We start from the raw sequence: 11,821 nt of genomic DNA, 5'->3' as shown, positions 1-11,821 counted from the left end.
TCCGGAGGATGCAGGCGATGACGATCGACAAGGCCAATGCGGCGCTGGGTACCGTCTATTCGGCCGACACGCCGGAAGGGCTGGCCAAGGCCTATGCAGACTGGGCCGCGACCTATGACGGCGAGACCGCTTCGCTCGGCTATCTGCTGCCGTTCCTGATCACCGCCTGGGTGGCGCGCCATGTGAAGGTGGGTGAAGGCCCGCTGCTCGACGCCGGCTGCGGCACCGGCCTGTCAGGCCCGTCATTGAAGGCGCTGGGTTATCACGACATTGCCGGCCTCGACCTCTCCGACGACATGCTGAAGATCGCCGGCAGCCGCAATGCCTATGGCGATCTGAAGCAGGCCATGCTCGGCGGGCCGCTACCCTGGCCGGACGGGCATTTCCGCGCCTTTCTGTCGACTGGCGTGTTCACCATCGGCCATGCGCCGGCGTCCGGCCTGCACGAGCTTGTCCGCATCACCAGGAAAGGCGGCCACGCCATCTTCACCGTGCGCGACCAGGTTTTCGAAAGCGGCGGCTTCCAGGACGTGTTCGACGGGCTGGAACGGGCCGGGAAATGGCAGCCGGTCGAGCAAAGCCCATGGTTCCGCTGCTATGCGATCGCCGAGCCGGATGCGTTGGTAAAGACTTTTGTGTTCGAGGTGCTTTGAGCGCCGCCCTCTTCGCCTTCTCTCACAAGGGGAGAAGCGAAAACACGCCGCAATTGCCGAAAACCGAAAACATTGGTATGAGCCACGCCATGGAAGAGCTTTTTGGCGATCCGGCCTATAAGGGTTTCGTGCTGCAGGACCGAAAACGCCTGCCGTCGCGTTTCTCTTCGCGCATTTCCGGCGCGCTCACCAGCCGACTTAGCTAAGCCGCTTTCGCCGGGCCGAAGGCTTCGGCGCGTCTGCCCTTCCCCTTTTTGCAAATCGACGGATTTACGCACATGAGCGCACCGCGCACCCTCTACGACAAGATTTTCGACGACCATGTCGTCGATCGCCAGGATGATGGCACCTGTCTGCTCTACATCGACCGCCATCTCGTCCATGAAGTGACCAGCCCGCAGGCCTTCGAGGGTCTGCGCATGACCGGCAGAAAAGTCCGGCATCCGGAAAAGACGCTGGCCGTGGTCGATCACAATGTCTCGACCTCGCCCGAGCGCAAATTCGGCATCAAGAACGAGGAAAGCCGCATCCAGGTCGAGGCCTTGGCCAAGAACGCTAGGGATTTCGGCGTCGAATATTACTCCGAAAACGATATCCGCCAAGGCATCGTCCACATCATCGGGCCGGAGCAGGGCTTCACGCTGCCTGGCATGACGATCGTCTGCGGCGACAGCCACACCTCGACGCATGGCGCCTTCGGCGCACTGGCGCATGGCATCGGCACCTCCGAGGTCGAGCATGTGCTGGCGACGCAGACGCTGATCCAGCGCAAGGCCAAGAACATGCTGGTGCGTGTCGATGGCCAGTTGCCGGAAGGCGTCACCGCCAAGGACATTATCCTCGCCATCATCGGCGAGATCGGCACCGCCGGCGGCACCGGCTATGTCATCGAATATGCCGGTGAGGCGATCCGCGCGCTGTCGATGGAAGGCCGCATGACGATCTGCAACATGTCGATCGAGGGCGGCGCGCGCGCCGGCCTGATCGCGGCCGACGAAACCACCTTCGCCTATGTCAAGGGCAAGCCGCGCGCGCCGAAGGGCGCGTCGTGGGACGCCGCGCTCGAATACTGGAAGACGCTGCAGTCCGACGAGGGCGCGCATTTCGACAAGGTGATCGTGCTCGACGCGGCCAAGCTGCCGCCGATCGTCTCCTGGGGTTCCTCGCCCGAGGACGTCGTTTCGGTGCAGGGCGTCGTTCCCAATCCGGAAGAGATCACGGACGAGAACAAGCGGACGTCAAAGATCCGCGCGCTCGACTATATGGGGCTGACGCCGGGCACGAAGATCACCGACATCACGCTCGACCGCGTCTTCATCGGCTCCTGCACCAATGGCCGCATCGAGGATCTGCGTGCGGTGGCCAAGGTGGTCGAAGGCAAGACGGTGAGTGCGCATGTCGATGCGATGATCGTGCCGGGCTCCGGTCTGGTCAAGGAACAGGCGGAGGCCGAGGGTCTCGACAAGATCTTCATTGCCGCCGGTTTCGACTGGCGCGAGCCGGGCTGCTCGATGTGCCTGGCCATGAACGACGACCGGCTGAAGCCGCATGAGCGCTGCGCCTCGACCTCGAACCGCAATTTCGAGGGCCGGCAAGGCTTCAAGGGCCGCACCCATCTGGTGTCGCCGGCGATGGCGGCGGCGGCGGCGATCGCCGGCCATTTCGTCGACATCCGCGACTGGAAATAGCGCAGACTGTTTCAAGCCTGATCTGAGCTTATGCAAACCCCGAACGGCAAAACCGTTCGGGGTTTTGTTTAATGCGCGCCGCTCTAAGACCCTTGGGGTATATGCCCTAGCCGGCACGCCGGATGATTTCATGAAATTCCTCCCGGCTGCCGGGTTCGTCGGCCGCGACCACCAGCGCCAGTTCGCGCTCGTCGAAGATCTTGAACCACTCGTCCCATTCGACCAGCTCGTAGCCGCCTGCGTTGACCGGGCGTTCAGGTTGATCCTGGTCCTGATAGGCGTGCTGGCCGAAGACGAGCCTCAGCAACGGCTGCGTTCCGGTTTCGGGCGATACATCGACGATCGCCGGAAATCCGGCGCGCCCTGCGGCCCATGAGCGAATTGCTTCGTGGTCGGTCAGCGTGATCGTGTCGGCCATGAATAACTTCTCCTTGATTGCTGTCACGAAACGCCTGCCTCAGGTCCCGGTTCCGTGCAGCAGCTTCATCAGTGGCGACTTGCATATTCGTCCCGGCTTAACCGCTTGTTGGGGCTTGCGCTCTAAGGTCTTCCCTGACGTCAAGCGGGGAAGTCACCGTCCTTTGGACACCGGCCTGTTCATAGCGCTGCTCAATCCGACGATCGCGCTGGCGCTCGGCGCGGCGTTCCTCGTGCTATGGTTCTATCAGCGCCACCGGCCCTATCTGGCTGTGCTCGGCACGAGCTATTGCGTGTCCGCGCCCGGCTTCCTGCTGCAGTATTTCACGCTGCCCGGCGGCATGGTGCTGACCAAGCTGGTCTCCAACCTCTGCTTCACGCTTGCCGCCTGTTGCCTCGTCGGTGCGATCATCTCACGCTACGGCAGGCGCGTGCCCTATATCGCGATCGGCATTCTGGCGGGTGGCGGGATGGTGGCATTCTGCTGGTTCCTGTTCGTCCAGCCGGACTTGACTTGGCGCATCCTGTCGATCAATTTCGGCTTTGGCGGCCTCAGCCTGCTGGTCGCCGCCGAGCTGCGCGCCGTGCGCAAGAACGGCCCGACGGAAAAAATCCTGTTCGTACTGTCGCTGCTGTCCGGGCTGAACTTTATCGGCCGCACGCTGCTCGTCGTCATCTCGCACGGGCCGTTCACCAGCTATGACGGGTTTTATGGCTCGTCCTACTGGACGACGGCGCTTTTGTCGCACGCGCTGCTGTCGTTGCTGATCGCGCTCTGCCTGTTCTCGGCAGCTGCGCTCGACGTGATGAAGGCGCTGAAGACCGAGACGCACACCGATCCGCTGTCTGGCCTGCTCAACCGCAGGGGTTTCGAGGAGCGCGCCTTGCTGGTGCTGCAGCATTGCGCTGTTACCAAGGTGCCGGTCGCGCTGGTGCTGGCCGATCTCGATCACTTCAAGGCGCTCAACGACAAATACGGACATGCCGCGGGCGACCAGGTGATCGCCGACTTCGCCGCCAAGCTTCGCGCGGCCGCCGGCACGCGTGCGGTTGCCGGCCGCATCGGCGGCGAGGAGTTCGCTGTGCTTCTGTCGCTGAGCGATCTTGCCACGGCGCGGCTGTTTGCCGAAGCCGTGCGCACGCACTATTCGGCCGGCAGTGTCGACGGGTTGCCGCCGGGCACCAGGGTGACCGCGAGCTTCGGCGTCGCGGCGCGCACCGGCGACGAAGGGCTGGAGCCGCTGATGCGGCGCGCCGACGAAGCGCTCTACAAGGCCAAGAAGAACGGCCGCGACAGTGTGCGATTGTCCTATGAGCGGGCGGAAACGGTGTTCATCCCGGATACAGGCAGCGTCGGTTAGCGTCTCGCTTAAACGGCCTCTCGGCCGTGCCGGATCATCAGCGGCAAGGGCTGAGGTTGGGCATTTCGCCATCGGAGAGGCCGTACATATAGGAGCGGCCCTTCACGAACACCGGCGGCTGGTAGCAGCCACGCCTGGAGATGTGATCCGCCTCGTCTTCATAAAGGACTTCCGGTTCCGCTTCCGGCTGCCCGGCGCTGGTGTAGTCGGACAATTTCTTGGCCAGCCTGCCTTGGCCGACAATGATGCGCTTGTAGCCGGCGGCGCTGTCGATGACGAGATTGCCTAGGGAATCGGCATAGACGCGGTCATGATGGCGCGACCAGGCCATTGCCGGGGCGGCGAAGCCGAGACTGGCTGTCGCCAGCACAAGCGCCGCAAGGCGCGCTCTTCCTGAATTCGAAAGCATGGTGTCCTCTCTGCTGTGGACCCGATCGAATCGGAAATTAACCTTTTCTTAACCTTTGTTAAGAGGGCAGGCGCATCCGGCGGCGATCTCTCGCCAAACATGGTTAATATCCGACGGGATGGAAACCCGGGCGTCATCATTCGGCCATGCTTGCCCGCACCATCGGCCGCGACGCACACAACTACGCTGACGTCGGGTGAGCTTGATCTTGGTGGAACATCGCGGCTAGTTAGCCGCGCAGGAGGACAGCATATGGCGTTACGCCGGACGTTTCGGGTGACGCTGTTGTCGATCCCCTTGCTGACTGCCGCAGCCTGCGTGCCGCAGAACGGCGCGCCGACGGCGGTGAATACCGTACCACCCACTGTCGCGCCCGTGCCGGCTCAGCAGTCCGCCGCACCTGTGGCGCCCCCGGCTTCCGCAACGGCTCCGACAGCGCCTGCCGCACCTTCAGCCAAGATCGTCACCGACCTTACCGCGCCGCGGTCTGCTGTCGGCACGGCAACTTACAGATGCGGCAATGGCGGCATGATCACCATCCAGAACCTCGGCACGGCGTTGCGCGTTGTCAGGCCCGATGGCACGACCGAGGAGTTTGCCGCATCACCCGCCAACCAGTCCAGCCGCTACCAGGAAGCCGCGTCGCATGACGCAATCGTGATCGACGCGCGCGAGGCGCTGGTGATGAAGAGGGGCTCGACACCACAGACCTGCAAACGATAGCCTGGCGTCGATTGCAAAGGAAATGCCGCACTGCAGCGAACGGTGCGCCGGCTTTCGACGGTGGCCAAATCGATTGAAGCGAAACAGCAGCCTTTTGTCAGACTAAATGACGTTTTCAAAACGATTTTCCGGCTTTGACGCGGTGCAAAAAGAGCATTAGAAACCGGCTGTCTGAAGTCATATATCGAGGCGGTAAGTGCCGCTTTCCACCGCGGCTCCGGACATCGAACTGGGGCAGCCATGAGCAAATCACCAGCCACCCGAACCGCCAGACGTGAACGGCCGCTCTCGCCGCACCTGACGATTTACCGCCCACCGATCACCATGACGATGTCGATCATTCACCGCATCACTGGCGGGGCGCTGTATTTCGGCACGCTGCTGGTCGCCGCGTGGCTGATGGCGGCGGCGAGTTCGCAAGGCGCTTTCGATTGGATCAACTGGGCCTTCGGCACCTGGCTCGGCCGGCTCATCCTGTTCGGCTACACCTGGGCGCTGATGCACCACATGCTGGGCGGCGTGCGCCATCTCGTCTGGGACACCGGCGCCGGGCTGGAGAAACACACGGCATCGAAGATCGCCTGGGCGACGCTCGCCGGTTCCATCCTGCTCACGCTGCTGATCTGGGTCGCCGGCTACATGGCGCGGGGAACCTTGTGATGAGCGGCACGAACAACAACGATATGCGCACGCCGCTGGCCAAGGTCCGCGGTCTGGGCTCGGCCCGCGAAGGCACCGGGCATTTCTGGCGACAGCGGCTGACGGCCATTGCCAACATCCCCCTGATACTGTTCTTCGTCGGGTTCCTGATCGCGCTCAATGGCGCCGGCTTCGCCGAGGTGCGGGCGGCGCTCGCCAGTCCGTTCGTGGCGCTGGTGTTGGCGCTGGTGCTCGTTTCCGGTCTCACCCATATGCGTGTCGGCATGCAGGTCATTATCGAGGATTACGTGCATGCCGAAGGCATGAAGCTGGCGCTGATCGCACTCAGCACGTTTTTCACCATAGCGGTCGGCGTCGCCTCGATCTTCGCCCTGCTCAAACTGGCATTCGGAGGCTGATTTGGCCAAGGACGCGAAATCGGCCACCGGCTATACCTTTGTCGACCACAAGTTCGACGTGGTGGTCGTCGGCGCCGGCGGCGCCGGCCTGCGCGCCACGCTCGGCATGGCCGAGCAGGGCCTGCGCACGGCCTGCATCACCAAAGTGTTCCCGACCCGCTCGCACACGGTGGCGGCACAAGGCGGCATTGCCGCGTCGCTGTCCAACATGGGTCCGGACTCCTGGCAGTGGCACATGTACGACACCGTCAAGGGTTCGGACTGGCTGGGCGACGTCGACGCCATGGAATATCTGGTGCGCGAGGCACCGGCGGCGGTCTACGAGCTCGAGCATTACGGCGTGCCGTTCTCGCGCACCGAAGAGGGCAAGATCTACCAGCGGCCGTTCGGCGGCCACATGATGAATTATGGCGACGGCCCGCCGGTGCAGCGCACCTGTGCTGCCGCCGACCGCACCGGTCACGCCATCCTGCACACGCTCTACGGCCAGTCGCTGAAGAACAATGCCCAGTTCTTCATCGAGTATTTTGCGCTCGACCTGATCATGGAGCCGGACGGCACCTGCACCGGCGTCGTCGCCTGGAACCTCGACGACGGCACCATCCATCGCTTCTCCGCCAAGATGGTGGTGCTGGCGACCGGCGGCTATGGCCGCGCCTATTTCTCGGCGACGTCGGCGCACACCTGTACAGGCGACGGCGGCGGCATGGCGGCACGGGCGGGCTTCCCGCTGCAGGACATGGAGTTCGTGCAGTTCCATCCGACAGGCATATACGGCGCCGGCTGCCTGATTACCGAAGGCGCGCGCGGCGAGGGCGGCTATCTCGTCAATTCCGAGGGCGAGCGCTTCATGGAACGCTACGCGCCGTCGGCCAAGGACCTGGCCTCGCGCGACGTCGTCTCGCGTTGCATGACGCTGGAGATCCGCGAAGGCCGCGGGGTCGGCAAGAACAAGGACCATATTTTCCTGCATCTCGACCATCTCGATCCGGCCGTGCTGCATGAGCGGCTGCCGGGCATTTCGGAATCGGCCAGGATTTTCGCCGGCGTCGACCTGACCAAGGAGCCGATCCCGGTGCTGCCGACGGTGCACTACAATATGGGCGGCGTGCCGACCAATTACTGGGGCGAGGTGCTGAACCCGACGGTCGAGAATCCTGACCGGGTGTCACCCGGGCTGATGGCGGTCGGCGAGGCCGGCTGTGCCTCCGTGCACGGCGCCAACCGGCTGGGCTCGAACTCGTTGATCGATCTGGTGGTGTTCGGCCGCGCCGCCGCAATCCGCGCCGGCCAGGTCATCGACCGTAATTCGGCGATCCCTTCGCCCAACGAAGCCTCGGTCGAAAACATCATGGACCGCTTCGACCGGCTGCGCCACGCCAATGGCTCGACGCCAACCGCTGTTCTGCGTGAGAAAATGCAGAAGGCGATGCAGGAAGACGCCGCCGTGTTCCGCACACAGGAGTCGCTCGAAAACGGCTGCAAGCGCATTTCGCAGATATGGACCGAGCTCAAGGACCTGAAAGTCTCCGACCGCTCGATGATCTGGAATTCCGACCTGGTCGAGACGCTGGAGCTGGAAAATCTGATGGCCAACGCCATCACCACGGTCTACGGCGCCGAGGCGCGCAAGGAGAGCCGCGGCGCGCATGCGCGCGAAGATTTTTCGGCCCGCGACGACATTGTCTGGCGCAAGCATACGCTGGGTCGGCTAAGCGAGGACGGCCAGGTGAGCCTCAGCTATCGTCCCGTGCACACCGAGCCGCTGGTGGCGGAAAAGGACGGCGGCATCAGCCTTGCCAAGATCGCGCCGAAGGCCAGGGTGTACTGACCATGGTGCCGAAGCCCGTCATCCGAAAGGACCAGAGGTAATGGTCGAACTAACGCTTCCCAAGAACTCCAAGGTGCAGCCGGGCAAGACCTGGCCGAAGCCGGAGGGCGCCACCAACCTGCGGGAATACCGCATCTACCGCTGGTCGCCCGACGATGACGAGAACCCGCGCATCGACACCTATTTCGTCGATATGGACGATTGTGGGCCGATGGTGCTCGATGCGCTGCTCTGGATCAAGAACAAGATCGACCCGACGCTGGCGTTGCGCCGCTCCTGCCGCGAAGGCATTTGCGGCTCCTGCGCCATGAACATCGATGGCTCCAACACGCTGGCCTGCACCAAGGGCTGCGACGACATTTCCGGCGCCGTCAAAGTCTACCCGCTGCCGCATATGCAGGTGGTCAAGGACCTGGTGCCCGACCTCACCAATTTCTACGCCCAGCACGCCTCGATCCAGCCATGGCTGAAGACAGTGTCGCCAGAGCCAGCCAAGGAATGGCTGCAGAGCCATGAGGACCGCGAAAAGCTCGACGGGCTCTACGAGTGCATCCTATGCGCCTGCTGCTCGACCTCGTGCCCGAGCTATTGGTGGAACGGCGACCGCTATCTCGGCCCGGCGACGCTGCTGCAGGCCTATCGCTGGCTGATCGACAGCCGCGACGAAGCCACGGGCGAACGGCTCGACGATCTCGAAGACCCGTTCCGGCTCTACCGCTGCCACACCATCATGAACTGCGCCCAGACCTGCCCGAAGGGGCTCAACCCGGCCAAGGCGATTGCCGAGATCAAGAAGATGATGGTGGAGCGCAGAGTCTGACGCCGCCGCTACCCGCCGACTTTTCGCCGGACGCCGTCGCGGCGCTGCGCGCCCGCCTCGATCTGGTGCGAAGCCAGCCTGTAAAAATCCTGTTTGCCATCGAAAGCGGCAGCCGCGCCTGGGGGTTTCCGTCTCCCGACAGCGATTATGACTGCCGCTTTGTCTATATCAGACCGGTAACCGATCACCTCGTGCTGCAGCAGGCGCGCGATGTGATCGAGTTTCCGATCGAAGGCGAGATCGATGCCGGCGGCTGGGATCTACGCAAGGCGTTGCTGCTGGCGCTTGGCGGCAATGCCGTCATAGTCGAATGGGCGAAGTCGCCGATCGTCTATGAGGAGGTTTCGGGGTTTCGCCAGCGCCTTCTCGATTTGCTGGCCGAGATCGTCGATCCGGCGAAGGTATCGCACCACTATCTCGGCCTTGCGCGTTCGCATGTCGCCAAGATCGGCAGTTTCTCCGGCGAGGTGAAGCTGAAGAAGCTGTTCTATCTGATCCGCCCGCTCGTGGCGCTCGACTGGATGGAACAGCGCGGCTTTGCCAGCCTGCCGCCGATGAACCTTGGCGAATGCCTCGATCAGACCGAGATACCGGCTCAAGCCAGCGACGAAATCCGCGGCCTGATCGAGCGCAAAAGCCGGACGCGGGAGATGGGCTCGGGCCTCATCCCGACCGCAATCGCGCGCTATCTCGAAGCCCGCTATGGTCACCACGAAATGAACCTAGTCGGCCCCGTCAGGGACAAAGCCGGCCAAGCGCGCAAACATGCCCTTGCAACCGAATTTTACCGCCGGGAGGCTGAACTTCAATGAGCGATGACCTTCCCATTCTCAATCCCGTCGAAGCCCGTGTGCTCGGCTGCCTGATCGAGAAGAAGGAGCTGACGCCGGATGTCTATCCGCTGACGCTGAATGCAGCACTTGCAGCCGCCAACCAGAAGACGGCGCGCGAGCCTGTCATGGCGCTGGAGCAGACGGAGGTGCATCGGACTCTCAAGCTGCTCGAGCAGAAGGGGCTGGTGCGTCAGATGTTCGGCTCGCGCGTCGAGCGCTATGAGCATCAGATGGCGCAGCGCTTCTCGCTGACCACGCCGCAGACCGCGGTGATCGGCCTGCTTTTGCTGCGCGGGCCGCAGACGGCGCATGAGTTGCTGGCGCGAGCTGAGCGCATGGCGCGGTTTTCGTCCGTCGAGGACCTGCGTGGCGAACTCGACATGCTGATCGGCCGCCGCCCGCCGCTCGTCCAGGAAATACCGCGCGGGCCGGGGCAGCGCGAGGACCGTTTTATGCATCTGCTCGCAGGACCGGTGGACGTCGCGGCGTTTTCGGTGCAGCGGAGCTCGCCGGCCTTGCCTGCTTCCGACCTGGAAGCGAGATTGGAGGCTCTGGAGCAGGAAGTCGCAGCCCTTCGCGCCCGGCTTGATGCGCTGGGCGCCCAATAGTATCCGAGACGTCGGCGGGACAGCACCCCCTCTGGCCTGCCGGCCATCTCCCCCTCAAGTGGGGAGATCAGATGTCACGCCGGCCTTCGCCAATTACGAACGTCGAAAGAAGAGTGCCAGCTACCGAGCTTCCAATCTCCCCGGGAGATGCCCGGCAGGGCAGAGGGGGGCGCGAAGAATCGCTACCCCGGGCAAAATCGGCGGATCACCCCAGTTTCGCGTCGAGCGACACTTTGATGGCGCCGAGCGCCTTCGAAACCGGGCATTCGGCCTTGGCCTTCTCGGCCAATTCCTTGAACTTCGCCGCATCGATGCCCGGTACCTTGCCGATCAGGGTGATGGCGCTGCCGGTGATGCCGGTGCCGGGGACCAGCGTCACCACCGCCTTGACGTCGAGCTCGGTGGCGGGCGTGCCGTTCTCGGCCAGGAAATGCGACAGCTGCATGGCGTAGCATCCGGCGTGTGCCGCCGCGATCAACTCTTCGGGATTGGTGCCGGATTTGCCGCTCTCGTCCTCGAAGCGAGCCTTGAACGAATAGGGCGTGCCCTTCAAGGTGCCGCTCTGGCTCTCGAGCGTGCCCGTGCCCTCCTTCAGATTGCCTTTCCAGACGGCGTTTGCGGTACGGTCCATAGAATTCTCCTTGATTACAGCGACAGCGCCGGCCACGCGGCGTTCCCTCCAACTATAGCGCGGCGGCAGGGGAAGACCACCGCGCTGTTTCGGCCGGATGCGACGCCGGCGTGCCCTGCAAATTCTTCTGAAAAAATGTGCGTGCAAAAATGTCGACTTGCATCGGCGCCGGCCGTCCTGCGAGCGTCCACGGATTCTCGTGGCGGATGGAGATCCAAGATGAACAATCTGTTTTCTGCCCATTGGAACGACGCCGACAAAAGCGCGCGTCTACGCGAGATCGAGTGCTCGCGATCTTCCGGCTTCGGCCGGCTGCTTGCTGCGGTCGCCGTGATCGGCATTGCGGTCTGCGTGCTCGACCACGCTGCTGCCGGCAAGGATGCCGCCGGCGCCGTGATCGCCTATGGGTCGTCACAGCAAGGGAGCTGGAAATGAAATATGTCTGTCTGGTCTACGGCGAGGAAAAGGACCTCCATGCCATGACGCCGGAGCGTCTGGCCAAGCTCGACTCCGATTCGATGGCCTATGACCGGTCATTGGACCAGCAAGGCAAGCTGATCATCGCGCAGGCGCTGCAATCGGTGAAGACGTCGAAGACGGTGCGGCGGCGCCAAGGCAAGCGGCTGATCACTGACGGTCCGTTTGCCGAAACCAAGGAGCAGTTGCTTGGTTTCGTCATGATCGAAGCCGACACTCTCGAACAGGCGCTGGAGATCGCCGGCAAAATTCCGCTGGCCGAAATCGGCACCGTCGAAGTCAGGGCGATCTACGACGTGCCGGGGTCGTAAG

Annotated in this window: 16 protein-coding genes; 13 read left to right on the top strand and 3 right to left on the bottom strand. The window is 63.3% G+C overall.

Annotation, left to right across the window (positions count from 1 at the left end):
* The first annotated feature begins 17 nt into the window (after positions 1 to 17).
* The 3 genes from NKH54_RS25820 to leuC all read left to right on the top strand — a co-directional run bounded on the left by NKH54_RS25820 (position 18) and on the right by leuC (position 2,341).
* Positions 18 to 653 (top strand): class I SAM-dependent DNA methyltransferase, encoded by a 636-nt coding sequence (locus NKH54_RS25820; RefSeq protein WP_353029263.1) that lies wholly within the window; start codon positions 18 to 20, stop codon positions 651 to 653.
* Entirely contained in the window at positions 650 to 859 is a 210-nt protein-coding gene (locus NKH54_RS25815) for a hypothetical protein (protein ID WP_032996200.1), read from the top strand. The genes NKH54_RS25820 and NKH54_RS25815 overlap by 4 nt, the downstream gene beginning before the upstream one ends.
* A 72-nt stretch (positions 860 to 931) precedes the next feature.
* Positions 932 to 2,341: a 3-isopropylmalate dehydratase large subunit gene (gene leuC, locus NKH54_RS25810; protein WP_023670518.1), complete on the top strand. Its 1,410-nt coding sequence runs from the start codon at positions 932 to 934 to the stop codon at positions 2,339 to 2,341.
* A 106-nt stretch (positions 2,342 to 2,447) separates the two neighbouring features.
* On the opposite strand, the gene NKH54_RS25805 is transcribed toward leuC, so the two are convergent.
* Positions 2,448 to 2,759, bottom strand: coding sequence for a hypothetical protein (locus NKH54_RS25805; RefSeq protein ID WP_023670517.1), 312 nt, complete (start codon positions 2,757 to 2,759; stop codon positions 2,448 to 2,450).
* Between the two features lie 163 nt (positions 2,760 to 2,922).
* On the opposite strand from NKH54_RS25805, the gene NKH54_RS25800 reads away from it, so the two are divergent.
* A complete protein-coding gene (locus NKH54_RS25800) occupies positions 2,923 to 4,119 on the top strand; it encodes a GGDEF domain-containing protein (RefSeq protein WP_353029262.1) in 1,197 nt (398 codons plus the stop codon).
* Between the two features lie 37 nt (positions 4,120 to 4,156).
* Here NKH54_RS25800 and NKH54_RS25795 read toward each other — a convergent pair whose 3' ends face one another.
* Positions 4,157 to 4,528, bottom strand: coding sequence for a hypothetical protein (locus NKH54_RS25795; protein WP_023687709.1), 372 nt, complete (start codon positions 4,526 to 4,528; stop codon positions 4,157 to 4,159).
* A 252-nt stretch (positions 4,529 to 4,780) separates the two neighbouring features.
* Between NKH54_RS25795 and NKH54_RS25790 the strand changes: the two genes are divergently transcribed.
* The 7 genes from NKH54_RS25790 to NKH54_RS25760 all read left to right on the top strand — a co-directional run bounded on the left by NKH54_RS25790 (position 4,781) and on the right by NKH54_RS25760 (position 10,401).
* The gene (locus NKH54_RS25790; RefSeq protein ID WP_023709350.1) at positions 4,781 to 5,251 is read left to right on the top strand and encodes a hypothetical protein; all 471 of its coding nucleotides are present in this window, start codon (positions 4,781 to 4,783) and stop codon (positions 5,249 to 5,251) included.
* Positions 5,252 to 5,491: 240 nt separating this feature from the next.
* A complete protein-coding gene (gene sdhC / locus NKH54_RS25785) occupies positions 5,492 to 5,911 on the top strand; it encodes a succinate dehydrogenase, cytochrome b556 subunit (protein ID WP_023683884.1) in 420 nt (139 codons plus the stop codon).
* Complete coding sequence (sdhD, locus tag NKH54_RS25780) at positions 5,911 to 6,309, top strand: succinate dehydrogenase, hydrophobic membrane anchor protein (protein ID WP_023683885.1); 399 nt, start codon at positions 5,911 to 5,913, stop codon at positions 6,307 to 6,309. The genes sdhC and sdhD overlap by 1 nt, the downstream gene beginning before the upstream one ends.
* A gap of 1 nt (position 6,310) precedes the next feature.
* Positions 6,311 to 8,140: a succinate dehydrogenase flavoprotein subunit gene (gene sdhA / locus NKH54_RS25775; RefSeq protein ID WP_353029261.1), complete on the top strand. Its 1,830-nt coding sequence runs from the start codon at positions 6,311 to 6,313 to the stop codon at positions 8,138 to 8,140.
* Between the two features lie 40 nt (positions 8,141 to 8,180).
* Positions 8,181 to 8,960, top strand: coding sequence for a succinate dehydrogenase iron-sulfur subunit (locus NKH54_RS25770; protein WP_023670510.1), 780 nt, complete (start codon positions 8,181 to 8,183; stop codon positions 8,958 to 8,960).
* A gap of 65 nt (positions 8,961 to 9,025) precedes the next feature.
* A complete protein-coding gene (locus NKH54_RS25765) occupies positions 9,026 to 9,772 on the top strand; it encodes a nucleotidyltransferase domain-containing protein (RefSeq protein ID WP_023730237.1) in 747 nt (248 codons plus the stop codon).
* A complete protein-coding gene (locus NKH54_RS25760) occupies positions 9,769 to 10,401 on the top strand; it encodes a YceH family protein (RefSeq protein ID WP_353029259.1) in 633 nt (210 codons plus the stop codon). The genes NKH54_RS25765 and NKH54_RS25760 overlap by 4 nt, the downstream gene beginning before the upstream one ends.
* 205 nt (positions 10,402 to 10,606) lie before the next feature.
* Here the strand turns inward: NKH54_RS25760 and NKH54_RS25755 are convergent, their stop codons facing one another.
* On the bottom strand, positions 10,607 to 11,032 hold the full coding sequence (locus NKH54_RS25755; protein ID WP_353029258.1) for an OsmC family protein: 426 nt from the start codon (positions 11,030 to 11,032) through the stop codon (positions 10,607 to 10,609).
* 219 nt (positions 11,033 to 11,251) lie between these two features.
* Here NKH54_RS25755 and NKH54_RS25750 point away from each other — a divergent pair, with 219 nt between their 5' ends.
* Complete coding sequence (locus NKH54_RS25750) at positions 11,252 to 11,467, top strand: hypothetical protein (protein WP_023730235.1); 216 nt, start codon at positions 11,252 to 11,254, stop codon at positions 11,465 to 11,467.
* The gene (locus tag NKH54_RS25745) at positions 11,464 to 11,820 is read left to right on the top strand and encodes a YciI family protein (RefSeq protein ID WP_353029257.1); all 357 of its coding nucleotides are present in this window, start codon (positions 11,464 to 11,466) and stop codon (positions 11,818 to 11,820) included. The genes NKH54_RS25750 and NKH54_RS25745 overlap by 4 nt, the downstream gene beginning before the upstream one ends.
* Position 11,821: the final 1 nt, after the last annotated feature.

Source organism: Mesorhizobium sp. M1004 (assembly GCF_040318795.1).
In the GTDB taxonomy this organism is placed as follows: Bacteria; Pseudomonadota; Alphaproteobacteria; order Rhizobiales; family Rhizobiaceae; genus Mesorhizobium.
The sequence above is the reverse complement of the archived record's forward strand: the minus strand, read 5'-3'. Positions and strand labels throughout refer to the sequence as shown.